The sequence below is a fragment of the Streptomyces sp. SD31 genome (assembly GCF_052068475.1).
GTDB lineage: Bacteria > Actinomycetota > Actinomycetes > Streptomycetales > Streptomycetaceae > Streptomyces.
Genome location: NZ_JBQHCX010000014.1, coordinates 182,458 through 207,014, shown reverse-complemented (window position 1 = coordinate 207,014; position 24,557 = coordinate 182,458). Strand labels below are relative to the sequence as shown.

The following is a 24,557-nucleotide window of genomic DNA, read 5'->3' as shown; positions in this document are numbered from 1 at the left end:
GCGGAGTACCTCCATGACTTCCTCCCCCGAAAAGTCCGTCGAACCAGCGAATGAGCCGGAAGTCGATCCGAGAACCGAGCCGGAAACCGGACCGGAAACCGAGCCGGAACTTCCCGCTGAGTCATTGGTACAGCACGCCACTGACAACCGGGTCTGCCGCATCACCCTCAACCGACCCGAGGCCCTCAACGCCATCACCCCTGACCAGCGTGAACGCATCATCCGACTGCTCGCCGACGCCTCCGCGGACCCCGACGTGCGGGCCGTCGTGCTGACCGGCACGGGCCGTGGCTTCTGCGCGGGCGCGGACCTGCGAGGGGCGGCCACCGGAGCGGAGCGCGTCGCCGGTGACGTCGCCCGCACGCTCCGGCTCGGGGCCCAGCGGCTGATCGCGGCCGTCCTCGACTGCGAGAAGCCGGTGATCGCGGCGGTCAACGGCACCGCAGCGGGCCTCGGCGCGCATCTCGCGTTCGCCTGCGACCTCGTACTGGCGGCTGAATCGGCGAAGTTCATCCAGGTGTTCGTACGCCGCGGCCTCGTCCCCGACGGGGGCGGCGCCTATCTCCTGCCCCGCCTCATCGGCCCCCAGCGGGCGAAGGAGCTGATGTTCTTCGGCGACGCGCTCACCGCCGCGGACGCGGAGCGGCTGGGGCTCGTCAACCGCGTACTGCCGGACGGCGAGTTGGACAAGACGGCCCGCGAGTGGGCCGAACGGCTCGCCACCGGCCCGACCCGCGCCCTCGCCCTCACCAAGCAGCTCGTCAACGCCTCCCTCGACACCGACCGCAGCACGGCCTTCGCGGCGGAGGCGGCCGCGCAGGAGATCAACATGACGACGGAGGATGCGCGGGAGGGGGTGGCGAGCTTCGTGGAGCGCAGGGGCGCCGAGTACAAGGGGCGGTGAGTCCAAGGAAGGTGGGGACAAGGGGCAGTGAGTCCGGGAACGGCGGTGACTCCGGAAACGGCGGTGACTCCGGAAACTCAGTACCGCACCAGGATCCACACTTCACCGGCGTCCGGGTCGCCGAACCGGGCGAAGAGCTCGGGCTCGCGCTCCGTACCGCCGATCGTCCAGTACGTGTCCTTCCCGCACCCGCCGTCGAGTCGTACGAGCACGGCCTCGCGACCGCCCTGCTCGCCGGGGGACCAGCTGCCGGTGCCGTCACACACGTCGATCGGGTCGGTGTACCAGTCACCGGATTCGGATGCGGTGGGCAGCTTGGTGAGCTCGGCCTTTCCGCCCGAGTCCAGCCGAAGGACCGCTCCGTCCGCACCACGCCAGACGCCGGCGAGCTGCCCGGCGGACAGCACAGGGGGCTCGTATCCGAGGAGCCCCGTGACCGTGCCCAGCACGCCTCCGACGAGGACCAGCAGGAACAGGGTGACGGAGGCGAACAGCGAGGGCAGCCACACCGCCCAGAACCCCTGCGGCCGCCCGGTGTGCCGCGCCCGCCTGCGGAAGTACGCGACGCCGAGCACGGGCGGCACGCCGAGGGCCGCGAGGAGCGGTGCCGCGACGGTGAACGACCAGTCCCACAGCAGGGCGCCGACTGCCGCCCAGACCGCTCCGAGCACCGCGGTGCACACCAGGTGCCAGACCCATGCAGGCCCTCGTACGTGACGAGCGGCAAGGCGCGCGAGAAAGTCCGCCGGCCCGATGTGGGCGACGGCGTGCGCGATGCCTACGAACGGCATCAACACCGGTGTCACGGCGAGCAGGAGGGCGAAGGCGAGATAGAACAAGAAGCTGTATGGGCCGCCGTAGTCGTCGCGGCCCATCGGGTCCCCGATCCACCACACGAGACCGATCGCCGGGAACTGGGCCGCGCACACCGCGGCGGCGGCGTTCAGGTCGACGAACGGACGGAACACATCGTCGGGTCTGTCACCCTCCGGGCCGTCAGCGTTGCTTTCCCACCCCATATGCGCAGCGTACGCGCGCGTGTGCCGCGCCTCGCGCACCCCTTCCAATCTGACATACCGTCAGCTTCAATGGTCGGTGTGATGGGACACGCAGGGATGGCGGCCGCCGCCGTCCGCTACCTGAGGTCGGCCGAGGCAGCCCCTGAACGGGCGCCCGTCGAAGCGATGCCGCGCCCTGAGCTGCGGTGCGTCGGCGAGGACGAGCGGGCCACGGTCGGGAAGGCCGAGTTCCGGCGGGTGCTGGGGAACTTCGCGACAGGCGTGGCCGTTGTCACTGCACCGGCTACCACCGACGCCCCGCGGACCCCCGCCCTCGACTCCACCCCGGCCCCCACGCCCACTCCCGGTCCCGCCGGCTTCGCCTGCCAGTCCTTCTCCTCCCTCTCCCTCGACCCACCCCTGGTCGCCTTCATGGTCGGCCGCACGTCGTCGACGTGGCCGCGCATCGCCCGCGCGGGCGTCTTCTGCGTGAACGTCCTGAGCGCCGGTCAGGGCGAGCTGTGCCGCGCTTTCGCGGTGAGCGGCGCGGACAAGTTCGCGGGGGTCACGTACGACGCGGCCCCGGTAACCGGCTCCCCACGCCTCGCGGGGACGCTGGCGTGGATCGACTGCACGATCCACGCGGTGCACACGGGGGGCGACCATCTGATCGTGGTCGGCCGGGTGGAGGCCCTGGGGGCGAGCGAGGGGGACGAGACGCCGCTGCTGTTCCACAAGGGGCGGTTCCTCCAGGCGCCCTCCGGGCCGCGACCGGACCGCATCCAGACCTGACTCCAGGCCTTCCCAAGCCTTCCCAGGGCCTCAACTAGGCCGCCATCGCATCGGGAACCGCCCGCCGCCGGATCACCAGCGCCATCAGCGCCGCCGCCGCGCACAGGGCCCCCGACGCGTACCAGACCATGTCGTACGTCCCGAAGACGTCCCGCGCGACCCCGCCGAGGAAGGCCACCAGCGCGGCGCCGACCTGATGGGAGGCGAGGACCCAGCCGAAGACGATCGCGCTGTCGTCGCCGTACTGCTCCCGGCACAGGGCGACGGTGGGCGGCACGGTGGCGACCCAGTCGAGGCCGTAGAAGACGATGAAGAAGATCATCGGCGGGTGGACCGTCGGGAAGAGCAGCATCGGCAGGAACAGCAGCGAGATGCCGCGCAGGGCGTAGTAGACCGCGAGCAGGCGGCGCGGATCGAAGCGGTCGGTGAGCCAGCCGGAGGCGATCGTGCCGATCACGTCGAACACGCCGATGACCGCGAGCAGCGAGGCGGCTGCCGGGACGGGCATGCCCTCGTCGTGGGCGGCGGGCACGAAGTGGGTCTGGATGAGGCCGTTGGTGGAGGCGCCGCAGATCGCGAAGGTGCCGGCCAGCAGCCAGAAGGGTCCTGTGCGGGCCGCCGAGAAGAGGACCGTCACCGCCCGGCGCGCGGCGCCCGGCACGGGGGCGGGCTTGGGCACGAACTCCTTCGCTCCGTACGGCTTCAGGCCCACGTCGGCCGGGTGGTCGCGCAGCAGCAGCCAGACGAAAGGGACGACCGCGAGGGCCGCGAGGGCGACCGTGACGGCGGCCGGGCGCCATTTGCCCGCATCGACCATCAAGGACAGCACAGGCAGGAAGATCAGCTGGCCGGAGGCCGAGGCGGCGGTGAGGATGCCGGTGACCAGGCCACGCCGCTCGGTGAACCAGCGGTTGGTGACCGTCGCGGCGAAGGCCAGCGCCATCGAACCCGTGCCGAGGCCCACCAGCAGGCCCCAGCACAGCAGCAGTTGCCAGGCCGCCGTCATCCACACCGTCAGGCCCGAGCCCAGCGCGATCATGATGAGCGCGACCGCGACCACGCGCCGGATGCCGAAGCGGTCCATCAGGGCGGCGGCGAAGGGGGCGGTGAGCCCGTACAGCGCGAGGTTGATCGAGACAGCGGCGCCGATGGTGCCGCGCGACCAGCCGAACTCCTGGTGCAGCGGGTCGATGAGCAGGCCCGGCACGGAGCGGAAGGCGGCGGCGCCGATGATCGTCACGAAGGCTACGGCGGCGACGAACCACGCCCGATGCAGTGACAGTTTGCGGCTCCGCCGCGGCCGGGAGTCCTTGATCGACCGGATGTCCTCTGCGGTGGCTGCTGCCTCGGTTGTCTGGGTCACGACATAGAGCTTCGGGCCTGTGATCGGTCCGGAACGAGTGGCCCGAAGGACAGCATTCGTTAGGATCGGGCCATGGATGCGGAGACCGAGCACATGGAAGCCCCGGACACGCAGACGGGGCGCACGGACGCTCCGGACACGCAGACCGAGGGCCCGACCGCCAAGGACACGCAGTCGCAGGGCACGGCGGCCCCGGACACGCAGACCGAGGGCACGGCCGCCAAGGACCGCGGCTTCCGGCCGCACCGCACGGTCGTCCTCGCCCTCGACGGCGCCCTCCCCTTCGAGCTGGGCATCCCGCACCGCATCTTCGGCCGGCCCAAGGACGCCCGGGGACGGCATCTGTACGAGGTCGTCACCTGTTCGATCCGGCCGCCGGGCCCCGTGCAGACCGACGCCGACTTCGCCATCCAGGTCGAACACGGCCCGGGGGCCCTCGCCACCGCCGACACCGTGATCATCCCGGCGTCGTACGAACTCGGCCCGGTCTTCGAGGAGGGCGTCCTCACCGACGAACTGGCCGCCGCACTCGCCCACATCCGCCCCGGCACCCGGCTCGCCTCGATCTGCACGGGCGTATACGTCCTGGCCGCCGCCGGCCTCCTCGACGGCCGCCCGGCCACCACCCACTGGGCGGACGCCGAGCGCTTCCAACGGCTGTTCCCGAGGGTCAAGGTCGACGCGGACGTCCTGTTCATCGACGACGGCGACGTACTGACGTCGGCCGGGGTCGCGGCCGGGATCGACCTGTGCCTGCACATGGTCCGCCGCGACCACGGCACGGCGACCGCCAACGAGGTGGCCCGCCGCACGGTCGTACCGCCCCACCGGGACGGCGGCCAGGCCCAGTACATCCACCGCCCGGTCCCCGACCCCCAGCAGGCGTCCACGACGTCGGCCCGCGCCTGGGCCCTGGGCCGGCTCCACGAGCCGATCCAGTTGCGGGACATGGCCGAGCAGGAGGCCATGTCCGTGCGGACCTTCACGCGCCGCTTCCGCGAGGAGGTCGGTGTCAGCCCCGGCCAATGGCTCACCCAGCAGCGTGTCGAACGCGCCCGGCACCTACTGGAGTCCACCGACCTGTCCGTCGACCAGGTCGCCCGGGACGCCGGCTTCGGCACCGCCCAGTCGATGCGACAGCACCTACAAGCGGCGCTAGGCGTCACACCCACCAGCTATCGGCGCACCTTCCGCGCAGGCGGCAGCCCCAACGCCAGGATTTTCAGCGGCACTTGAGGGGTCCCGGCGAACCTCTCCCCACCAGCCGAGCGCTGTCAGCAGCAGGGTCACCGCCACGCCGGCGAGGATCGCCGTGGACGGCGCGACCACCTGGAGCAGGCCGCCGGCGAGAGAACCCGTCGCCGCGTAGCCCGCCCCCGCGGCCGCGTACATCACGGAGTAGCCGGCGGCCAGGGCTCCCGGCGGCAGGGCCTCGCGCAGGGACAGGTTGCGGGTGATCAGCGCGCCCGCCTGCAGCGTGCCCGCCAGGACGAGCGCGCCCGCGATCCCGGCCGCCCCCGGTATCAGCGCGGCGAGGGTCACGAACGCCGACATGCCGCACATCAGCGCCACACTGCGCGCGCGGAACCGCCCCGGCCACGACCGAAGGCCGTACAGGAACGCCCCGAGTCCCGCCCCCGTCGCCATGCCCGCCAGCATCGGGCCGGACCAGCCCACGCCGATGCCCCGCTGTTCGAGCAGGGCGGGCAGGGTGAGTTCGGCGAGGCCCAGCAGGGTGAGGCTGGCGGCGCCCGTGACGTACACCGGCCAGGCGCGTATCAGTACGCGGATCCTCGCCCGGCCTGCCTCCCCGTCCTGCTCCCCCTTGCCCCAGCCGGAGGGCAGCAGCCAGTGGCCTGCGATCGACAACGCCATCAGGGCGGCCCCGAAGAGCAGCGGCACCCGTGGCGCCACCCCGAGGGCGAGGCCGGCGACCGCGACCGGGGAGACGGCCCACACGCCCGACATCAGCATCGACTCGGCGGACAGCGCCTGCGCCACGGCACGCTCCGGGACCAGCGAGGTCAGCAGCGCCCGCTGACCGCCGGCGGCCGCGGCCGGTGCCGCACCGGCCAGGAACGCGAACGCCCCCAGCACCACGGGGTGCGCCCCGGCCAGCACCCCGAGACCCGCGAACCCCACCGCCCCGCCAACCAGCCCAACGGCCAGATGACGCCGGCCGCGAGCGGGGTCCAGCCGCATCCCGAGGACCGGGGCGGCGATGATCTCGCCCAGCACATAGGCCGCCGCGAGCGTCGCACCCAGGGTGTAACCGCCGGGCCGCTCCCGCACCAGGAACACCAGGGCCAACGGCGCCATGGCGACCGGCATACGAGACGCGACGGCGGTGCAGGCCCAGATCAGGACCTGCTTGGAGGCGACGTCTCGATAGGTCATGAAGACGACGGTAGGCGCCGCCACTGACAACACGGCAGCGCATTTCCGGGCCTGTGCAAAACGGCGCGGAGCCTAAGAATCCGAGGAGCGTCAGAAGCCGAGGAGCCTCAGAAGCCGAAGAGCCTCAAAGGCCGAGAGACTTCAGAAGCCGACAACCCGCAGAAGCCGAGCCATCTCTGCCGCCGAGAACCCGCAGAAGCCGAGGCCGCCCTCAAAAGGTGAGCACCGCCCGAGCCACCTTCCCCCCTTCCGCATCCGCCACCGCCCGCTCGAACTCCTCGACCGGATACGTCTGCGTCACCAGCTCGTCCAGCAGCAGCCGCCCGCCCCGATACAACTCGGCGTACAGCGCGATGTCCCGCTGCGGCCTCGACGACCCGTACCGGCACCCGAGGATCGACTTGTCCAGGTACATGGAGGACACGACGAAGGAGGCCTCGGCACCGGCCGGCGGAACCCCCAGCAGGATCGCCTGCCCATGCCGGTCGAGCAGATCGACGGCCGCCCGGATCAACTCCACCCGCCCCACGCACTCGAAGGCATGGTCCGCCCCCGTGGGCAGCAGCTCCCGCACCCCCTCCACCGACGTCAGGAAGTCGGTCGCCCCGAACTGCCGCGCCACCGCCTCCTTCGCCGGGTTCGCGTCCACGGCGACGATGCGCAGCGCACCCGCGATCCGGGCCCCCTGAATGACGTTGAGACCGATACCGCCGGCGCCGATCACGACCACGCTGTCCCCACGGTCCACTTTCGCCCGGTTGAGCACGGCGCCCACTCCGGTCAGCACCCCGCACCCGATCAGCGCGGCCGAAGGCAGGGGAATGTCCTTCGGAATCCGCACCACCTGCACGGCCTTCACCACGGTCCGTTCCGCGAAGGCGGAGTTGGACGCGAACTGGAAGACGGGCCGCCCCCCTCGCTGGAACGGCCGACCGGGACGCCCTATGGCGTGCCGGCACATGGTCGGCCGCCCTCGGTCGCAGTCGGCGCACGTCCCGCAGTTGGCAAGCGTGGACAGGGCCACATGATCTCCCGGCACCACATGGGTGACCCCCACACCCACCGCTTCCACCACCCCCGCCCCCTCATGGCCCAGCACCACAGGAACCGGAAAGGGTATGGTCCCGTCCACCACGGACAGATCGCTGTGGCACAGCCCCGCAGCCGAGATCGCGACCAGCACCTCACCCGGACCCGGGTCCCGCGCTTCGAGGTCGTACGCGACCTCGACCCGCTTCCCGTCGAACACCACGCCGCGCATCACACAACCCCCTTGGGTTCCCTTGGCAGCCCGAGCACCCGCTCGGCGATGATCGTGCGCTGAACCTGGTCCGACCCGCCGTAGATGGTGTCGGCGCGGGAGAACAGGAACAGATGCTGCGCCTCGTCGAGTTCGTACGGCGTCGAAGGCGACCACTCCCCGGGCCCGACCCCCGCCGCCGCCCCCCGCACCAGCATCGCCAGCTCCCCGAGCCGCTGATGCCAGCCGCCCCAGAGCAACTTGGCCACACTGGGCGCCCCGGCGTCCCCGGCCCTGCCGAGCGTGCGCAACGCGTTCCAGCGCATCACCCGCAGCTCGGCCCACTGCCGCACAAGCCGCTCCCGCACGACGGGATCCTCGACCGCCCCGGACTCGACGGCCGCCCGCACAACCCGCCCCAGCTCAGCGGCGAACCCGACCTGCTGGGCAAGCGTCGACACGCCCCGCTCGAACCCGAGCAGGCTCATCGCCACCTTCCATCCCGCGCCCTCACCTCCGACGACGTGCTCCACGCGCGCGTGCGCACCGTCGAAGAACACCTCGTTGAAGTCGCTGGTCCCCGTCATCTGCCGAATGGGCCGCACCTCGATACGCCCCGGCTGGTCCATGGGCACGAGCAGGAAGGTCAGCCCGCGGTGACGGCTCGACTCCGGGTCCGTACGGGCAAGCACGAAACACCAGTCGGCCTCATGGGCCAGCGACGTCCAGATCTTCTGCCCGGTGATGCGGTACGTCCCGTCCGTACCGAGCTCGGCTCTCGTACGCACCCCCGCGAGATCCGACCCCGCACCCGGTTCGCTGTACCCCTGACACCACAGCTCGTCCCCGGCCGCGATTGCCGGCAGAAAGCGCGCCTTCTGCTCCTCGCTGCCGTGCGCGATGAGGGTGGGCGCCAGAAGCTTCTCGCCGATATGCCCCGAGCGAGCGGGCGCGCCCGACCGGGCGTATTCCTCGGCCCAGACGACCTGCTGAGTGAGAGTCGCGGTCCGATTGCCGTATCCGCCCTCGCCCCAACCCAGCCCGATCCAACCGGCTTTCCCAAGCGCCCTTTCCCAAGTCCGCCGGTCCTGAACGTCCTCGGCGTGCACGTCGAGCCACGCCCGCGCTTCCGAACGAAAGGCCTCATCCTCAGGCGCAAACCCGAAGTCCATTGGGGTCTCCTCAAAATCGCCGGTCAGCGACAACGCCCCTCAGGGGCGCGGGGAACTGCGCGATCAACCACCAACCACCCGCACCCGCACCCGCGAGTCCGAACACCTTCCGAGCTCTTAGGCGTTAGGCCGCTCCCCCTCAGCGGCAGCACGCCGCATCGCCTCCACCCGCTCCAACATCGGCATCGGATCCACCCCCACCGACCCCGGCAGCACCTCCGCAATCCGCTCCGGCGTCCAAGAACCGTCGGCATAAGCACAGCGCAGCTCCCGCGGCTGCGCCCACACCGCGATCTTCGCCCCCGCGACCGTGTACACCTGCCCCGTGACCCCGTGCTCCCGAGCGGCGTCCGACAGCAGGTAGACCACCAACGCGGCGACGTCCTCCGGCTCCCCCATCTCCGCCAACTCCGTGGGAACCCCCGCCGACATCCGCGTACGGGCGACGGGCGCCACCGCATTGGCGGTCACCCCGTACCGGTGCAGGCCCAGCGCAGCGCTCCGTACCAGCGAGATGACCCCACCCTTGGCCGCGCTGTAGTTCGCCTGCGACACCGACCCCTGGTGATTGCCACTGGTGAATCCGATCAAGGTCCCGGCCCGCTGCTTGCGCATCACCGCCGACGCGGCCCGGAACACCGTGAAGGTGCCCTTCAGATGCGTGGCGACGACCGGGTCCCACTCCTCCTCGGTCATGTTGAACAGCATCCGCTCGCGCAGGATCCCGGCGACGCACACCACCCCGTCGATCCGCCCGTAGGCCGTCAGCGCCGTGTCCACGACCCGCTGCCCACCGACCATGGTGGACACGTCGTCGGCCACGGCGACCGCTTCGCCGCCCGCCGCCTCGATCTCCTTGACGACGCCTTCGGCGACCTCGCTCGTGGGCGAGACCCCGTCCACGGACACCCCGTAGTCGTTGACGACCACCCGCGCTCCCTCGGCCGCGGCCGCCAGGGCCACCGCCCGTCCGATGCCCCGCCCGGCGCCCGTCACGGCGACGACCTTGCCTGCCAAGAAGTTCCCCACGCCCCGGCCCCTTCCCGCAGTTTCTGACGGTCCGTTAGATTCGACTTGATTCTACGACCCGTCAGATACACGGAGACAAGCCCCGGGGAGGACTCATGTCACTGCCGGAGGAGTTCCACGAGATCGCCAAGCGCGTGAACAACTGGGGGCGTTGGGGGGCCGACGACGAGATCGGCACCCTCAACCTGATCACCGACGAGGTGGTCCGCGAGGCAGCCGCCTGCGTCCGCACCGGCCGCCGCGTCCCCCTCGCCCTCCCCCTGCTACAGGACGGCATACAGACCGGCATGATCCCCGGCCGGGTCAACCCGCTGCACACCATGGTGCAGATCAACCAGGAGATCTTCGGCCCGGGAACCGTCTCGTGCAGCGACGACGCCGTGACCATGGGGCTGCAGGCCGCGACCCACTGGGACGCGCTCACCCATGTCTCCCACTCGGGCCGGATCTACAACGGCCGTCCCGCCGACACCATCACCGCGCACGGCGGCGCCGAGTTCAGCGGCATCGACAAGGCGCGGCACATCGTCTCGCGGGGCGTGCTGCTGGACGTGGCACGCGCGCGTGGCGTCGCCCGGCTCGACGGCGGACACGCGGTCACCCCGGAGGACCTGGAGGCGGCGGAGGAACTCGCGGGCACACGCGTGCGTGCCGGCGACATCGTGCTCGTACGGACGGGGCAGATGCAGGTCTGTCTCGCCGGGGACAAGCACGGGTACGGCTACCCCTCGCCCGGCCTGTCGATCCGTACGCCGGAGTGGTTCCACGCGCGCGACGTGGCGGCCGTCGCGAACGACACCCTCACATTCGAGATCTTTCCGCCCGAAGTCGAGGATCTCTGGCTGCCCGTGCACGCGCTCGACCTGGTGGAGATGGGGATGCTCCAAGGCCAGAACTGGAATCTCGAAGAGTTGTCCACAGCCTGTGGACAAGAGGGCCGCTACGCGTTCCTGCTGTCGGCGATGCCCGAGCCCTTCGTCGGCGGTACGGGAACTCCCGTGGCGCCCGTGGCCGTGCTCTGAACGAGGTCGGCTGGCGGCGCGGCAGTGATCGCCCCGAGCACGGCACCGCGCGCCGCCATCCGACTCCGGCGTACCCGCCCCAGCTCTCCGGGCCCTGAGAGAACCGACGCCGAATCACGACCCACACTCGGCGAGGGCCTCCGTCACCGAAACCCTCGTCGTCCCCTCGCGGCGAATCGCTGACCACAAGCGTGATCAACCGGACACTCGGCGTCAACACCCACTCGGGGATTTGTTACTTACGCCCTATTTACAGAAGCCGCGCACGGAAGCACGCCCGGGCGCACCGACGCCCACCAGGGCAGGGGCGACAGCGCTTTCTGCAACCATGCACCGAACCCGGCGCAGTTGGCGCGACGTGCGCCCGTCACACCGCTTCGTACGCGAACCCCTCGTACGCGGACGCCCCGCTCCCGTAGGAGGAAGAGGGAACCGCCGATTCCGCTTCGCGGTCCAGTTCGCACCAGATCCGCTTGCCGGCACCCTCGCAGCTCCAGCCCCACCGGTCCGCGAGACCGTCGACGAGCGCGAGGCCCCGGCCCCCGGTCGCGTCGTCGTCGGCGCACCGGGGCACGGGCGCGCGGTCGCTGCGGTCGGCCACCTCCAGCCGTACGGTGGCGGACTCCTGGGCCGCGCCCGGCAGGGACAGGCGCAGCACGGCAGGACACCCGGTGTGCACCACGGCGTTGGTGACCAGTTCGGAGATGAGCAGGATCAGCGTCTCGGCGAGCGGTTCGTCGGCCTCTATCCCGGACCCGGCAAGCCGCGAGCGGGCCCACCGCCGGGCTCGCCCCACTTCAGCGGGGTCGGGCCGGATCTCCAGCTGCACTTGAAGCACCTGCACCGCTCACACCATCCGAACCGGCGGACACTTGGCCCCGCGCCTCACGAGGGCCACGATCCTAGCCATTCTTTTCATGGCCAGAACAATGGCCAAAGCCAGGGTCACGGAACGTGAATCCCTTAGCTGACAGCATGGTTGACGTACAGTCACCCCAACAAGCGCTTCGGGCATATTCCAGCGCGAAGGAGTACCCCTGCGGCATACTGTGCGACGCTTGTTTCGGGGAGTCGAACAGACGGGGGCGAAGAGCCCTCCCGCCCTGCGAGCACTGGCGCGCACCGCCGGATCCGGCGCCGCCTCAAGGGCAACTCCGGCATGGCTCGTGCTCGGAACCACTCGCATCTCACACAAGGTACCGGAGCGGGCAGTCGACTCCAGGCCGTGACGAGTCACACGTAGGACACAACCCGATATCAACGCTCCGTAATTCCGGTATGCCACAATCCGCGACATCCATGTGGGCACCCTCGGCGATGCCGCAGACCAGGCGGGCTTAGCTCGACTGTGCGAGTAGCTCGGCGGCCAGACTCTCCTCACTCTCCGTGGCGTCACCCGTACGGTACGTCCGCACCCATGCGCGTTTCAGATGCAGGTGGACCTCGAACTCCCAGGTGAATCCCATGCCGCCGTGCACCTGGAGACAGTCGCGGGCGCCCCGCACGGCGGCCTCGTCGGCGAGCAGCCGGGCGGTGTCGATGTCCGCCGGGTCGGCGGTGACGGCCGCGGCGTAGACGGCGGCCCGGGCCGTCTCCGTCCGCACCAGCATGTCCGCGCACAGATGCTTCACCGCCTGGAAGCCGCCGATCGGCTGCCCGAACTGCTCGCGGGCCCGGGCGTGTTGCACGGCCAGCTCGCACGCGCGCGTGGCGCTGCCGAGTTGCTCGGCGGCGGTGAGGAGTACGGCGACGGGGTCCACGGCACCGGCCGCTGGAACCCGGTGCAGGGGCGTCAGCGGATCGACCGACCGCAGCGGTACGGCCCCCGCCGCGTCCCCCCGTACGACGTCCGCGTCGGCGAGCCATTCCACCAGCCCGTACGCGCCGACGTCCGCCACAACCGCCTCCCCGGTGGCCGCGCCCGGCACGTCCCCCGCCGCGAGATGCATGGCCACCAAGGGTCCGGGCAGCAGCACGCGCCCTGCCTCCTCGAAGGCCAACACGGCCTCGGGCAGCCCGAGTCCGACTCCGCCCCGCGCCTCCGGCAGCCGTAGTGCGAAGAACCCGGCCGTGCCGAGCTCCCGCCACAGCGCCCGGTCCAGGCGGCCGGGCTCGTCGACGGCGGCCCGCAGGGCGTCCCGGCCGAAGCGCCGCGCCAGCAGCTCCCGCACTCCGTCGCGCAACGCCCGCTGGTCCTCGGTCAGTTGGAAACGCATCCGTCACCGCCCCTTCGGCAGCCCGAGGATCCGCTCGGCCACGATGTTCCGCTGGATCTGCGAGGTGCCGGCCGCGATGGTGTACGACAGCGAGGACAGCCGGTCGAGCACCCACGGCCGGTCCAGGTCCAGCGACTCCGGGCCCAGGACGTCGGCCGCGGCGTCGTAGAGCTCCTGGCGGGCGTGCGAATACCTCAGTTTGAAAACCGAACCTCCCACGCCTGGCACCCCACCGCTCAGTTCCGCCTCGCTCACGTTCCACTGCGTCAGCCGCCACAGCGCCCGGAACTCGGCGTTCAGCCGCCCCAGCCGTCGCCGCAGCACCGGATCGTCCCAGCGCCCGTTCTCGCGCGCCTCGGCGGCGAGTTCACGCAGCACGCGTCGGCACGCGACGACCTCGCCCACGAAGGCCGTACCGCGCTCGAAGGACAGGGTCACCATCGTCACGCGCCAGCCGTCGTTCTCGTCCCCGACCCGGTTGGCGACCGGCACCCGCACCTCGTCGAGGAACACCTCGGCGAACTCGGCGGACCCGGCAAGGGTCTTCAGCGGCCGTACGGTGATGCCCGGCGCGTCCATGGGCATCGCCAGCCAGGTGATGCCCCGGTGCTTCCCGGCCGCAGGATCCGTCCGTACCAACAGCTCGCACCAGTCGGCCACTTCGGCATGTGAGGTCCAGATCTTGGACCCGGTCACCACATAGTCGTCGCCTTCCCTACACGCGCGCGTGCGCAGTGCCGCGAGGTCGGATCCGGCGTCCGGTTCGCTGAAGCCCTGGCACCAGACCTCCTCCCCGCGCAGGATCGGCGGCAGCCAGCGCGCCCGCTGCTCGGCGGTTCCCTCGGCGGCGATGGTGGGCCCCGCGTGGAGCAGCCCGACGAAGCCCGCGCCCACATAGGGCGCGCCCGCCTTCTCGGTCTCCTCCAGGAAGATCAGCCGCATGGTCGGGGAGGCGTCCCAGTGGACGTCGGCGTACCCGGCGTCGTACAGCCTGCGCTGCCAGCCGAGGTCGTAGGCGCGGCGTCCCGGCCAGTCGTCCGGGGACGGCTTCGGCGGGAGCGTGGGCAGCACCTCGGCCAGCCACTTCCGCAGCCGGGCGCGGAACTCGTCCTCTTCCGGTGTGTGGGCGAGGTCCATGTGCGGCCCCTCCATATCTGATGAGCCGTCAGATACCGCTCTGAGGGAAGGCTAAGTCCCGCCCCCCTGGACCGACAAGACGGTGAGGCCTACGCTCTGCCCACGATCTGACACACCGTCAGCTATGTCTCTTCGGTGGCAGGGGGCCGTCATGAACGACACCGCTCACGCCCTGAGTTCCTCGCACACCCTCTGGGACCTGGTCGCCGGCCGCGCCGACCGGACCCCCGACCGTCCCGTTCTCCTCCAGGACGACCGCTCCCTGTCCTTCGGCGACCTACGCGCGCGTGCCGAGCGCGTGGCGGCCGGCCTGTACGACCTGGGCGTACGACCCGGCACGGTCGTCGCCTGGCAGCTGCCCACCCGCATCGAGACGGCCCTGCTGTCCTTCGCGCTGGCCCGTCTGGGCGCCGTGCAGTCGCCGGTCATCCCCTTCTACCGGGACCGCGAAGTCGGCTTCGCGCTGCGGGAGTCGAAGGCGGAGTTCTTCGCGGTGCCGGGCGAGTGGCGGGGCTTCGACCACGCGGAGATGGCGCGGCGCCTGGGCGCGAAGGGGGTCTTCGAGGCGTACGACAGCCTGCCCGACGGCGATCCGTCGGTCCTGCCCCCGCCACCCTCCGAGGGCACCTCGGTGCGCTGGATCTACTGGACCTCGGGGACGACATCCGACCCCAAGGGGGTCCTGCACACCGACCGCTCACTGATCGCGGGCGGCTCCTGCCTGGCGCACGCGCTGCGCCCGACCGCCGATGACGTGGGGTCGATCGCCTTCCCTTACGCCCACATAGGCGGCCCGGACTACATGGTGATGCTGCTGTTGTACGGATTCCCGGCCGTGATGTTCGAGCAGTTCGCGCTGCCGGACGCGCTGGCGGCGTACCGCGAGCACGGCGTGACGATCGCCGGCGGGTCGACGGCCTTCTACTCGATGTTCCTGGCCGAGCAGCGCAAGGAGCCGGGCGGCGGAAAGGTCGTCCCCTCGCTGCGGCTGCTGGCGGGGGGCGGGGCGCCGAAGCCGCCGGAGCTGTATCACGCCGTGGTCCGCGAGATGGGGGTGCAGCTCACGCACGGATACGGCATGACCGAGGTGCCGATGATCACGATGGGTGCGCCGGACGACACGGCGGAGAACCTGGCGACCACGGAGGGGCGTCCGCCGGAGGAGATGGAGATCCGGATCGTCGAGGGGGAGGTGCGGCTGCGCGGGGAGGCGGTGTGCCGGGGCTATCTGGATCCGGCGCAGACGGCGCAGGCGTTCGACGAGGAGGGGTTCCTGCGGACCGGTGACCTCGGCCATCTGACGGACAGCGGGCATCTGGTGCTGACCGGCCGCCTGAAGGACGTGATCATCCGCAAGGGCGAGAACATCTCGGCGAAGGAGATCGAGGACCTGCTGCACCGGCATCCCGCGGTCGGGGACGTGGCGGTGATCGGGCTGCCGGACGCGGAACGCGGGGAGCGCGTCTGCGCGGTCGTGGAACAGCCGGCGGGAGCGGAGAAGCCGACCCTGGCGGCGCTGACGTCGTATCTGCGCGGGGAAGGGCTGTCGACGCACAAGCTGCCCGAGCAGCTGGAGGTGGTGGACGCCCTTCCGCGCAACGACACCCTGCGGAAGGTGCTCAAGTACAAGCTCAGGGAGCGCTTCTCGGGGGCCTAGGGCCTGTCGTCAAATTCCCGTCGTCGCCCGAAGGGCGGCCCCGCGGCGTCTGGTGCGTGCTCTCGGCGTGCCGGGCGGAAGTCCTCGCCCTAGGGGGCTGGGGTGCCGGTCTCACTCGGGCACGGTGAAGTAGCGGGCGAACGCGGTCACGATCTCGCTCTCCGCCACCTTGCCGTCGCTGTCCGCGTCGAGCGTACCGGCGGCCGCCTGAGCGATGTCCCGCTGTACGCCGAGGCAGACGAGCACGCGCGCGGTGTCGGCGACGGTGGCGGAGCCGTCGCCGTCGGGGTCGGCCACGGCGAGGGCCGCGTGCAGGAAGGGGCGGGCGATCTCGGCGAACCGGTCCGGGTTGTCACGCAGCCGCTTGACCGCGCCGTTCACGAACTCCTCGCGGGTGATGCGCTGGTCGCCGTCCCGGTCCGCGATCCCGGCCATGCCCTGCCAGAACGCCTCCGCGCCGATGTACAGGGCCTGGCCCTTGTCGGACCGGGCAGGGGTGCCGAACTCCGCGAGCAGCGCCTTGGCCGCCGCGCTGAAGTCCTCCCGGTCGATGTAGCCGTTGCCGTCCTGGTCGAAGGTGGCGAACCGGGCGGCGATCCTGCGCTCGTACTCGCTGCTGACCATGTCTTATCGGGCCGCCTTACGTCACGTGGGGTGCATCTCGCACGGAGCGTACGACGCCCGGGGCCGTCCGGGCGTCCGAAAGCGGCGGTTGTGCCAAGACCGGGGGAATTTTGGGACAACGGTGTGGCACTTCGCGCGCGGTGTCGCCGCAGTCAGGGTCGGGAACCGCCAGACCGGACCATCAGACCGGAACCTCAGGCCGCAACCATCAGGCCACAACCGTCAGGCCGCAACCATCAGGCCGACAGTGGCCGGGCGTCGTCCGCGACCGCCGCCGTGACGTCCGGATAGACCTCGAAGAGCCGGCGTACGCCCAGTGCCCCCAGGACCCTGTTGACGTGCGACCCGTCCGCCGCGCCCTGCGCCGGCAGTATCACCCGCAGGCTGCCCTGGCAGGAGCGGATCAGGCGGCGGGCGGCGATGAGGACGCCGACGCCGCTGGAGTCGCAGAACATCACCTCGGAGAGGTCGAGCACAAGGCTGTGGCGCCCCTCGGCCACCACGTCGTGGATGTGCTGCCGCATCACCGGCGAGGTCACCAGATCCAGCTCGCCGGACACCTGGAGCACAGCCCAGTCGCCTCGCTCGCCACCGGTCACTTTCAACGTCACCACCACGCCCCTCGCCGGCCGAAACGGAAGCGACACCTACGCTTCCTTGCAGCGCGGCTGCCCAGCGGCTGTTCCCTGAAACACCCTCCCGAAAACGGTCACCGATCAGAAGAGGCTTGTTTCAATCGCATTCGATCCTGTTCGATCGGTTCCGCTCGCACGGTGGCCGGGTAACCGAGCGACTGCAAGGCCGATCGGACGGGACAGACAGAACAGACAGATCAACGTTCCACTACCACCCACTGCTCGTCGAGGGGCGCACAATGCGACAAAGGGGCGTGCGCTGTCAGACGTGCCGACTACATTCGGGGAGAAGGTGGACGCACGCTGGACAGGGACGGACGGACCGGTGAGGGGGGCCGCATGGCGAAGAAGGACGCACCGCCCCGCTGGGACCGCAAGATGCAGCAGCGACTCGCCCGCGGCGAGGCGGCCGCCCTCGGCGAGCTCTACGACCGGTTCGCCTCGCTCGTGCACGGCCTCGCCCACACCGTGCTGGGCGACGAGCGCGCCGCCGACCGCATCACCCGCGACGTCTTCGCGCACGTCTGGGAGCACTCGGACACCTACGACCCCAAGCAGGAGCCGCTGCGCTCCTGGGTCGCCACGCTGACCCACCGCCTCGCCGTGCAGCGGCTGCGCGACACCGAGACCGCCGCCCTCGCCCGGGCCGGCCGGGGCTGCACCGACGAGTTGGAGCGCAAGGTGCGCCACGCCTCGGTCGCCGCCCGCGCCGACTACATCGTCCAGTCCATGCCCGTCCCGCTGCGCGCCGCACTGGAGCTTGCCTACTTCCAGCGCCGTGACTACCGCCAGACCGCCGCCGACCTCGGCGTCACCGAGGACGAGGCCCGCCGCCGCCTCCGTCTTGGCCTCCAGCTGCTGTCCACGGCCCACGACGCGGGAGCCGCCCCGGGGGCACCGCCGGGCTACGGGGGTGCGGTGTGAACGACGCGGAGCGGTTCCCCCACGAGGACCATGACCAGGATCACGAGCAGGACCAGCAGCAGGACCAGGACAAGCACGCCCGGAAGAAGGAGGGGAACGGCTCGGCGGACACCACCCGCGCAGCCGACGGCATGAACAGCGGCAACGGCGACGCCCAGCACCCCGCCCCGGAGCCGAGCCCGGACCAGCCGCCCCGCATACCGCTCCCCCGCGCCTCCGTCGAGGACACCGGACGCCCCCTGCCCGCCCTGGAGGACCTCGGCGACCTGGCGCCGCGCCCGGCTCCGCTCGTCCTCGAACACCCTGTGCTGAAGGCGCTCCTCGGAGCGTGGGCGCTGGCCGCATGCTCGCCGGAGGAGACGGCGGCCGTCGAGGAGCACCTCGGCGACTGCGGCTCCTGCGCGGACGAGGCGCGGCGGCTGCGTGAGGCCGTGGGCCTGCTGCACCCCGCCGAGTCCCTCGACCCGGATCCTTCCCTGCGCGCCCGCGTCCTGGAGGGCTGCCTGGAGCGGCGCCCGCCGCGCATCCCGGTGCCCGAGTGGGCGACGCCGTACGACGCCGAGACGGCCCGCCTCGACGCCCTGCTGCAGGACTTCGGGGACGCCGAGTGGCACGCGCCCGTGCGGCTGCGGTGGTTCCGCAAGGACGAGCCGACGAGCCGTCGTACGACCGTCGCCGGGGTCATCGCCCATCTGCTGACGGTCGACGGGCTGGTGGCGGTCGCGCTGGGCCTTCAGGACCCGCTGGGCGACGTGGCCACGGACCGGCCGACCCCGTCCGCGCGCACCGAGGCGTACTGGCGCGCCTCGCACTTCCCGCCGACGCGGGCCGTGCGGGCTCCCTGGCGGGAGCAGACCCACGACCTGGTCCGCACGGTGTCCTTCACGGGCGGCGGCACGGGCCAACTGTCCGTCCCGTACGGCGACTTCGAGCTGGCGCTGCGCGACGCGATGCTGGACCGCGCCTTCGAGTGCTGGGTGCACGCCGAGGACATCGCCGAGGCGGTGGACTACCCGTATGAGCCGCCGTCCGGCCGTGATCTGCACCCCATGGTCGACCTGGCGGCCCGCATGCTCCCCACGGTTCTGGCGGCCCGCCGCCGCGCCGGTCTGGCGGCGCCGCCGCCTCCCGGTCCACACCGCCGTCTCGTGCCTGCCGGCGAGCCAGGCCGCAGCCTGCGCTTGGAGATCGAGGGATCGGGTGGTGGGGAGTGGCTGATCCCCCTGGACTCTCCGGCGGCGGTGGGCTCCGCCGAGCATGAGGTGGCCCATGTCGCGCTGGACGGCGCGGAGTTCTGCCGGTTGGCCGCGGGCCACGTGTCTCCCGCGGAGGCTGCGGCGGGACAGGTGGGTGATCGGGAGGCGATCAGGGATGTGCTGTTCGCTGCGGCGAGCTTGAGCCGGATGTAGGGGCGGGTGGCGAAACCGAGGTCGGCTGCGTGTGCCGACCCAGGGGCGCGGGGAACTACGCGACAGCCGCCCGCGACCCGCACGCGCGCACATCGAGACCGCGCAACGGCGAAGAGGCGAACCGGCTCCAGCGAGGCAGTCCTACGCGAAGACGACCGTCCGCCGCCCGTTCAGCAGAATCCGCCGCTCGGCATGCCACTTCACCGCCCGGGCCAGCGCCTGGCACTCCACATCCCGCCCGATCGCGACCAGCTGGTCCGGCGTGACGTCATGCCCGACCCGCTCGACCTCCTGCTCGATGATCGGCCCCTCGTCGAGGTCGGCGGTCACATAGTGCGCCGTCGCCCCGATCAGCTTCACACCGCGCGTGTGCGCCTGGTGATACGGCTTCGCGCCCTTGAAGCTCGGCAGGAACGAGTGGTGGATGTTGATGATCCGCCCGCTGAGCGCCTTGCACAGATCGTCGGAGAGCACCTGCATGTACCGCGCGAGAACGACCAGCTCCACGCCCTGCTCCCGGACGATCTCCAGCAGCTGGGCCTCCGCCTCGGGCTTGTTGTCCCTGGTCACCGGAATGTGGTGGAAGGGGATGTCGTACGACCCCACAAGCTCGGCGAAGTCAGTGTGGTTGGAGACCACGGCGGCGATCTCCACAGGAAGCGCCCCGATCCTGGCGCGGAACAACAGGTCGTTCAGGCAGTGCCCGAACTTGCTGACCATCAGCACGACCCGCATCTTCTCCTCGGCCCGGTGGATCTGCCAGTCCATCTGGAAGGAGTCCCCGATCGCCGCGAAGCTCGCCCGCAGCTTGTCCACCGTCACCGGCGCCTCCGCCGAGAAGTGGACGCGCATGAAGAACAGTCCCGTGTCGTGGTCACCGAACTGCTGACTGTCCTCGATGTTGCAGCCGGTCATGAAGAGGTAGCTCGACACGGCGTGCACGATGCCCTGCTTGTCGGGGCAGGACAGAGTGAGGACGTACTGGTCGGCGGGGACCGCGGCTCGGGTGGACTGCTCGTTCATGCAGCACAGGGTCCCATATCCGGGGCCCGCCGTGGACGGTCGTCCCGTTACCCGGACCGCTTACGCGGACCGCGTCATGATCCGCAGCACCTCGAGCGTGCGCGGCGCGGTGTCCGGGTCCTCGCCGTCGGCCATGGCCATCCGGACGTGCGCGTCCCGCGCCGCCCGCACCGCCTCCGGCCAGCCCTGGTTCTCCATGTACGCGGAGACCGGGGCGTCCGGGCCGACCTGGTGCATGATCCGCAGCACACGCAGCACGGCGGTGTCGACGAGCGCCGCCTCCTGCGAGTCCCGGAAGATCGTGCCGACGTATTTCTCGGCGGACCAGTTGTCCAGCCAGGTGTCCTCGACCAGGCGGTACACGGCGTCGGTGACGTCGCCGTATCCGTCGGCGCCGGCCAGCCAGACGTCGCGCTGGAACACCGGGTCGGAGAGCATGTGCAGCGCGGAGCGCACATTGCTGCGCCAGCGCCACCACGGCATGTCGTTCAGTGGCATGCCGCCCATGGTGGAGGAGCGACGGCCGCGACGGGAAGAGTTCTCCGAACCTTGCACGGTCATCGATCGTACGTTCCCCGTCACACATGCCCCGTCCACCCCCGTAATTCACCTTCTCGTCACTATGTGATAACCAAGGGTCGCGCCGCGGTTTGTTGTGTGGCGGAATCGTGCGGAAGCATGACCGGCAGGCGACGCACCCGCAGCACTGTCCTCCCCATGATCACCAACCCGCCCGCCAGAGCAACCGCTCGCGCGGCGGCGGCACTGGTGGCGTGTGCGTCGCTAGCCGTCGGATGCGGGGTCGTCCCCGGTACCGCGGGGGGTTCCGGGGACGACACGATCACCGTCATGACCTGGGCGCCGGAGAACACCAAGGCGACCAACAAGCCCGGTATGCCGGCCTTCGCGCAGGCGTACGCCCGCTGGGTCAACGCCCACGGCGGCCTCGGCGGCCGCGAGCTGAAGGTCCTCACCTGCAACGACCACAACGACAGCGTGTCCGCGGCGAAGTGCGCCGACCGCGCCGTCGAGGAGAACGTCGTCGCGGTCATCGGCTCCTACAGCCAGTACGGCGACACCTTCCTGCCCTCGCTGGAGGGCGCCGGCATCCCCTACATAGGCGGCTACGGCGTCACCTACGCCGAGTTCACCAGCCCGCTGTCCTACCCCGTCAACGGCGGCCAGCCCACCCTCCTGGCGGGCCTCGGCAAGGAACTGGCCCGCACCTGCGGCCCCGTCGCGCTGGTGCGCCCCGACAACATCGCGGGCGACGAGCTGCCGCCCCTGCTCAACTCGGGCCTGAAGGCGGGCGGGCACCCGGCCGCCGGCGACCAGCTGGCCGAGGAGGACGCCACGGAGTACGGCCGCCAGTCGACACGGGCGCTCGAGTACTCCACCAACGACCCGACGGAGACCGGCTGTGTGGTGCCCGCGCTCGGCGACCGCACCACCACCTTCATGGACTCCTTCCGGCGCTCCCGCGAGGACTACCCCGACGTGCGCACCGCCACCGTCCTCGGCAGCGTCGACCAGACCGTGATCAACGCGGGCGGCGGGGCGTCGGGGCCCTACGAGGGCTCGTACATCACCGGCTGGTACCCGGTCGCGAGCGATCCGCGCTGGGACCCGATGAAGAAGGTGATCAGCGAGCAGGCCTTCGGCGACAACCGCATCGACCCCGCGGACGCCGGCGTGCAGACCACATGGATCGCGTACACGGTGTTCAAGAGGGTCGTCGAGTCGCTGGGCGGCGACGAGGTGACCGCCGCTTCCGTGCGGGAAGCTCTGAACGAGGGCCTGAAGGTCTCCACGGGCGGCCTCACACCGACCCTCCAGTGGAAGTTCCAGGACGTCCTGGCCGCCGTCGGCCTCCCCCGGCTGGTCAACCGCGACGTGACCCTCCAGGTCGTACGGGACGGGCGGCTGGTGGCGGCCCGCAAGGGCTTCACCGACGTGACGAAGACGCTGCAGGGCGCCGACGTGAACTGACCGCCCGGCCCGGACTACAGCTGGGTCGGCTGGCGCTCCGTCAGGCCGTACTTCTTGGCGATGGTGTTCCACAGCTGCGCGGCCGTCTTCTTCTGCGCGCTGGCGGTGCCGCTGGCCCGGTTTCCGGCCTGGGTCTGGCCGGTGGAACGGGCCTGGCCCTTCTTGCAGAGCTGTCCCTTCTTGGCCGCCACCTGGTCCGCCCACGCCGCGTAGTGGTTGTCGGCGGACGCCGACGCCTGCCACGCCTTGGTCAGCGCGGTGGTCAGCGCGGTGTGGTTCGGGAGCTGGTCGACGGTGAGCTTGGACAGGTCGGTGACCAGCTGGTTGCGCTGCTTGGCCGCGCCCCGCAGGTCCGTGGCGGCCTGGGCGAGGTTCCCGCAGGACTTCACGTCGGCCACCGCGTTGATCACGGCGGTACGGCTGTCGCCGCTGTCGGCCAGCAGCTTGTCCAGGGCGATCGCCTGCTTCTCGGCCGGATCGGCCGACGGGGAGGGCGAAGCCTCGGTCGCCGGGGCCGTGGCGGAGACGGGAGCGTTGTCCTCGCCGCTGTCGTCGTCCTTGCCGCCATCGGCGAGCAGCGCGCCCGCGCCGATACCGAGCACGGCGATACCGACGCCGACGATGGCTATGAGCGGCAGCCGAGAGCCCGTACGACCGCCACCGCGGCCTCCCCGGCCGCCGTCGTCGCCGCCCGGCCCGGGCGGGAAGAACGCCGTCTCGGGCCGGCCCTGCGGTTGCGGCTGCTGGAAGCGCGGCAGCTGCTGGGTGGCCGCGGCCGGGGGCTCACCGCCGCCCGGCTCACTGCGGAAGAGGTTGTCGAAGTCGGAGAGCGGCTGCCGCTCCGCCCCGGCGTGCGGCGGAACGCCCGCCTGTCCGGGCACGGGCGGGATGTACTGCGTGGCCTCGGCGTCGGCCCCGGAAGCCGGCGGCAGCGGTCCGGCACCGCCCTGAGGACCGGCGGCGCCTGCCTGCCGGACGCGCCCCAGGAACTGCGTGCTCTCACCGGCCACCTCGGGCGGCAACGCCCCCGGCCCCACCGGCGGGAGGTACTGCGTCGCCCCCTGGTCGGCGGCGGGAGCGGGGGATGCGGCGACGGGCGGTATGTAACGGGTGGCCTGTTCGTCCGCGCCCGCGGGGGCGCCGCCGACCGGCGGTATGTACTGAGTGGCGCCCTCGTCGGCCGGAGGCAGCGGGGCCCCGAAGCCACCGGCACCGGCGTTCGGGAGGTGCGCGCCGGGCGGCAAAGGCGCACCGGCGCCCGGGGCGCCGTACTCCTCGACGCGGGCGGGCGGCAGCGGCGCCCCCGGGGCACCCTGGCCGCCGGACGGCACTGCGCCACCGGCGCCAGGAGCGCCGTAGGTCGCCCCGCCGGCAGGCGGCAGCTCCCCACCCGGGCCGTGCTGAGCCGCGGGCGGCAGCGGCGCGCTCCCGCCGGGCGCCACGTACGGCTGCTGCGGCGCGGGCATCGGTGAACCGGCCGGGGCGCCATGGCCGTACGAGGGCGTGCCCGGCGCAGAGTGCGCGCCCCCGCCGTACGACACGCCCTCCGGCTGCGGCGCCTGGGACGGCGCACCTGCGGCGGCGTCCGGCGCCGCGCCCCACTGGGCCTGCGGCGGCGACTGGTACGGCTGCTCCTGCCCGCCCCAGGACTGGCCGGGCGGCGTTCCCCAGGCCTGGCCCGGCGCGGCCGGCGGCGGGGTCGGGGGCTGGTACTGGTTCTGGTCGGGTCCCCAGGGGGTGCCCCAGGCCTGGCCGCCGGGCGGTGCCGAGGGCGCGGGCTGGGTCGGCGGCGTGGCCGGTACCGAGGTCGGCCGGCCGCCCTGCCCGCCCGTCATGCCCGGCAGCAGCGGCTCACCACCGTCGGAGGGCAGCACGATGCCTTCGTGCGCGGGCCGCGCCGAGGGCTCCTCGCCCTGTCCACTCTGCGTCACCGGGACTCCTACTAATGGGGGACCTTGTGAATCGTCGGCTCACGCTACCGGCTCCGCCGATCCCCGTGCTACGCAGCCCGGGACGTGACCTGCGT

Annotated in this window: 22 protein-coding genes; 8 read left to right on the top strand and 14 right to left on the bottom strand. The window is 71.5% G+C overall.

All coding sequences use genetic code 11. The features are described 5' to 3' along the window. The first annotated feature begins 13 nt into the window (after positions 1-13). Complete coding sequence (locus tag ACTMVF_RS28720; protein ID WP_441273992.1) at positions 14-904, top strand: enoyl-CoA hydratase-related protein; 891 nt, start codon at positions 14-16, stop codon at positions 902-904. Between the two features lie 77 nt (positions 905-981). On the opposite strand, the gene ACTMVF_RS28715 is transcribed toward ACTMVF_RS28720, so the two are convergent. Beyond that, entirely contained in the window at positions 982-1,923 is a 942-nt protein-coding gene (locus ACTMVF_RS28715; protein ID WP_441273991.1) for a hypothetical protein, read from the bottom strand. Positions 1,924-2,004: 81 nt separating this feature from the next. On the opposite strand from ACTMVF_RS28715, the gene ACTMVF_RS28710 reads away from it, so the two are divergent. Continuing rightward, on the top strand, positions 2,005-2,694 hold the full coding sequence (locus ACTMVF_RS28710; protein WP_441273990.1) for a flavin reductase family protein: 690 nt from the start codon (positions 2,005-2,007) through the stop codon (positions 2,692-2,694). A gap of 34 nt (positions 2,695-2,728) precedes the next feature. Here the strand turns inward: ACTMVF_RS28710 and ACTMVF_RS28705 are convergent, their stop codons facing one another. Further along, entirely contained in the window at positions 2,729-4,057 is a 1,329-nt protein-coding gene (locus ACTMVF_RS28705; protein ID WP_441273989.1) for an MFS transporter, read from the bottom strand. 72 nt (positions 4,058-4,129) lie between these two features. Here ACTMVF_RS28705 and ACTMVF_RS28700 point away from each other — a divergent pair, with 72 nt between their 5' ends. Beyond that, positions 4,130-5,293 carry a GlxA family transcriptional regulator gene (locus ACTMVF_RS28700; protein WP_441273988.1) on the top strand — a complete coding sequence of 388 codons (1,164 nt, stop codon included), beginning with the start codon at positions 4,130-4,132 and terminating at the stop codon, positions 5,291-5,293. On the opposite strand, the gene ACTMVF_RS28695 is transcribed toward ACTMVF_RS28700, so the two are convergent. From ACTMVF_RS28695 to ACTMVF_RS28680, 4 genes are all read right to left on the bottom strand, one after another. Beyond that, positions 5,213-6,454: an MFS transporter gene (locus ACTMVF_RS28695; RefSeq protein WP_441273987.1), complete on the bottom strand. Its 1,242-nt coding sequence runs from the start codon at positions 6,452-6,454 to the stop codon at positions 5,213-5,215. The genes ACTMVF_RS28700 and ACTMVF_RS28695 overlap by 81 nt on opposite strands. A 211-nt stretch (positions 6,455-6,665) precedes the next feature. After that, positions 6,666-7,715: an alcohol dehydrogenase catalytic domain-containing protein gene (locus ACTMVF_RS28690; RefSeq protein WP_441273986.1), complete on the bottom strand. Its 1,050-nt coding sequence runs from the start codon at positions 7,713-7,715 to the stop codon at positions 6,666-6,668. Continuing rightward, positions 7,715-8,866: an acyl-CoA dehydrogenase family protein gene (locus ACTMVF_RS28685; protein ID WP_441274062.1), complete on the bottom strand. Its 1,152-nt coding sequence runs from the start codon at positions 8,864-8,866 to the stop codon at positions 7,715-7,717. The genes ACTMVF_RS28690 and ACTMVF_RS28685 overlap by 1 nt, the downstream gene beginning before the upstream one ends. Positions 8,867-8,983: 117 nt before the next feature. Further along, a complete protein-coding gene (locus tag ACTMVF_RS28680) occupies positions 8,984-9,895 on the bottom strand; it encodes an SDR family oxidoreductase (protein WP_441273985.1) in 912 nt (303 codons plus the stop codon). A 95-nt stretch (positions 9,896-9,990) separates the two neighbouring features. Here ACTMVF_RS28680 and ACTMVF_RS28675 point away from each other — a divergent pair, with 95 nt between their 5' ends. Further along, positions 9,991-10,917: a cyclase family protein gene (locus tag ACTMVF_RS28675; RefSeq protein WP_441273984.1), complete on the top strand. Its 927-nt coding sequence runs from the start codon at positions 9,991-9,993 to the stop codon at positions 10,915-10,917. A 367-nt stretch (positions 10,918-11,284) separates the two neighbouring features. Here ACTMVF_RS28675 and ACTMVF_RS28670 read toward each other — a convergent pair whose 3' ends face one another. From ACTMVF_RS28670 to ACTMVF_RS28660, 3 genes are all read right to left on the bottom strand, one after another. Further along, positions 11,285-11,761: an ATP-binding protein gene (locus ACTMVF_RS28670; RefSeq protein WP_441273983.1), complete on the bottom strand. Its 477-nt coding sequence runs from the start codon at positions 11,759-11,761 to the stop codon at positions 11,285-11,287. 493 nt (positions 11,762-12,254) lie between these two features. Continuing rightward, positions 12,255-13,133: an acyl-CoA dehydrogenase family protein gene (locus ACTMVF_RS28665; RefSeq protein ID WP_441273982.1), complete on the bottom strand. Its 879-nt coding sequence runs from the start codon at positions 13,131-13,133 to the stop codon at positions 12,255-12,257. Between the two features lie 3 nt (positions 13,134-13,136). Beyond that, positions 13,137-14,270, bottom strand: a complete 1,134-nt coding sequence (locus tag ACTMVF_RS28660) for an acyl-CoA dehydrogenase family protein (protein WP_441273981.1) — start codon at positions 14,268-14,270, stop codon at positions 13,137-13,139. 151 nt (positions 14,271-14,421) lie between these two features. On the opposite strand from ACTMVF_RS28660, the gene ACTMVF_RS28655 reads away from it, so the two are divergent. After that, positions 14,422-15,927: a class I adenylate-forming enzyme family protein gene (locus tag ACTMVF_RS28655; RefSeq protein WP_441273980.1), complete on the top strand. Its 1,506-nt coding sequence runs from the start codon at positions 14,422-14,424 to the stop codon at positions 15,925-15,927. A 111-nt stretch (positions 15,928-16,038) separates the two neighbouring features. Here the strand turns inward: ACTMVF_RS28655 and ACTMVF_RS28650 are convergent, their stop codons facing one another. Both ACTMVF_RS28650 and ACTMVF_RS28645 read right to left on the bottom strand, forming a co-directional pair. Further along, entirely contained in the window at positions 16,039-16,551 is a 513-nt protein-coding gene (locus ACTMVF_RS28650; RefSeq protein WP_441273979.1) for an EF-hand domain-containing protein, read from the bottom strand. A gap of 236 nt (positions 16,552-16,787) precedes the next feature. After that, complete coding sequence (locus ACTMVF_RS28645) at positions 16,788-17,168, bottom strand: STAS domain-containing protein (RefSeq protein ID WP_441274061.1); 381 nt, start codon at positions 17,166-17,168, stop codon at positions 16,788-16,790. Between the two features lie 357 nt (positions 17,169-17,525). Between ACTMVF_RS28645 and ACTMVF_RS28640 the strand changes: the two genes are divergently transcribed. After that, on the top strand, positions 17,526-18,110 hold the full coding sequence (locus ACTMVF_RS28640) for a sigma-70 family RNA polymerase sigma factor (protein ID WP_441273978.1): 585 nt from the start codon (positions 17,526-17,528) through the stop codon (positions 18,108-18,110). Positions 18,111-18,241: 131 nt separating this feature from the next. Next, positions 18,242-19,519: a zf-HC2 domain-containing protein gene (locus ACTMVF_RS28635; RefSeq protein WP_441274060.1), complete on the top strand. Its 1,278-nt coding sequence runs from the start codon at positions 18,242-18,244 to the stop codon at positions 19,517-19,519. 141 nt (positions 19,520-19,660) lie between these two features. Here the strand turns inward: ACTMVF_RS28635 and purU are convergent, their stop codons facing one another. Together purU and ACTMVF_RS28625 are read right to left on the bottom strand one after the other, a co-directional pair. Next, complete coding sequence (gene purU / locus ACTMVF_RS28630; RefSeq protein ID WP_441273977.1) at positions 19,661-20,542, bottom strand: formyltetrahydrofolate deformylase; 882 nt, start codon at positions 20,540-20,542, stop codon at positions 19,661-19,663. Positions 20,543-20,602: 60 nt separating this feature from the next. Beyond that, complete coding sequence (locus ACTMVF_RS28625; RefSeq protein WP_441273976.1) at positions 20,603-21,103, bottom strand: SCO4402 family protein; 501 nt, start codon at positions 21,101-21,103, stop codon at positions 20,603-20,605. Positions 21,104-21,220: 117 nt separating this feature from the next. Here ACTMVF_RS28625 and ACTMVF_RS28620 point away from each other — a divergent pair, with 117 nt between their 5' ends. After that, positions 21,221-22,531 (top strand): ABC transporter substrate-binding protein, encoded by a 1,311-nt coding sequence (locus ACTMVF_RS28620; protein WP_441273975.1) that lies wholly within the window; start codon positions 21,221-21,223, stop codon positions 22,529-22,531. A gap of 14 nt (positions 22,532-22,545) precedes the next feature. Here ACTMVF_RS28620 and ACTMVF_RS28615 read toward each other — a convergent pair whose 3' ends face one another. After that, the gene (locus ACTMVF_RS28615; protein ID WP_441273974.1) at positions 22,546-24,462 is read right to left on the bottom strand and encodes a hypothetical protein; all 1,917 of its coding nucleotides are present in this window, start codon (positions 24,460-24,462) and stop codon (positions 22,546-22,548) included. Between the last annotated feature and the right edge of the window lie 95 nt (positions 24,463-24,557).

Bases quoted from the DNA above. Each gene is read 5' to 3' on its own strand.
- ACTMVF_RS28720 (WP_441273992.1), top strand. From the start codon at position 14: ATGACTTCCTCCCCCGAAAAGTCCGTCGAACCAGCGAATGAGCCGGAA.
- ACTMVF_RS28715 (WP_441273991.1), bottom strand. From the start codon at position 1,923: ATGGGGTGGGAAAGCAACGCTGACGGCCCGGAGGGTGACAGACCCGAC.
- ACTMVF_RS28710 (WP_441273990.1), top strand. From the start codon at position 2,005: ATGGGACACGCAGGGATGGCGGCCGCCGCCGTCCGCTACCTGAGGTCG.
- ACTMVF_RS28700 (WP_441273988.1), top strand. From the start codon at position 4,130: ATGGATGCGGAGACCGAGCACATGGAAGCCCCGGACACGCAGACGGGG.
- ACTMVF_RS28695 (WP_441273987.1), bottom strand. From the start codon at position 6,454: ATGACCTATCGAGACGTCGCCTCCAAGCAGGTCCTGATCTGGGCCTGC.
- ACTMVF_RS28690 (WP_441273986.1), bottom strand. From the start codon at position 7,715: ATGCGCGGCGTGGTGTTCGACGGGAAGCGGGTCGAGGTCGCGTACGAC.
- ACTMVF_RS28685 (WP_441274062.1), bottom strand. From the start codon at position 8,866: ATGGACTTCGGGTTTGCGCCTGAGGATGAGGCCTTTCGTTCGGAAGCG.
- ACTMVF_RS28675 (WP_441273984.1), top strand. From the start codon at position 9,991: ATGTCACTGCCGGAGGAGTTCCACGAGATCGCCAAGCGCGTGAACAAC.
- ACTMVF_RS28665 (WP_441273982.1), bottom strand. From the start codon at position 13,133: ATGCGTTTCCAACTGACCGAGGACCAGCGGGCGTTGCGCGACGGAGTG.
- ACTMVF_RS28660 (WP_441273981.1), bottom strand. From the start codon at position 14,270: ATGGACCTCGCCCACACACCGGAAGAGGACGAGTTCCGCGCCCGGCTG.
- ACTMVF_RS28655 (WP_441273980.1), top strand. From the start codon at position 14,422: ATGAACGACACCGCTCACGCCCTGAGTTCCTCGCACACCCTCTGGGAC.
- ACTMVF_RS28650 (WP_441273979.1), bottom strand. From the start codon at position 16,551: ATGGTCAGCAGCGAGTACGAGCGCAGGATCGCCGCCCGGTTCGCCACC.
- ACTMVF_RS28640 (WP_441273978.1), top strand. From the start codon at position 17,526: ATGGCGAAGAAGGACGCACCGCCCCGCTGGGACCGCAAGATGCAGCAG.
- ACTMVF_RS28635 (WP_441274060.1), top strand. From the start codon at position 18,242: ATGAACAGCGGCAACGGCGACGCCCAGCACCCCGCCCCGGAGCCGAGC.
- purU (WP_441273977.1), bottom strand. From the start codon at position 20,542: ATGAACGAGCAGTCCACCCGAGCCGCGGTCCCCGCCGACCAGTACGTC.
- ACTMVF_RS28625 (WP_441273976.1), bottom strand. From the start codon at position 21,103: ATGACCGTGCAAGGTTCGGAGAACTCTTCCCGTCGCGGCCGTCGCTCC.
- ACTMVF_RS28620 (WP_441273975.1), top strand. From the start codon at position 21,221: ATGACCGGCAGGCGACGCACCCGCAGCACTGTCCTCCCCATGATCACC.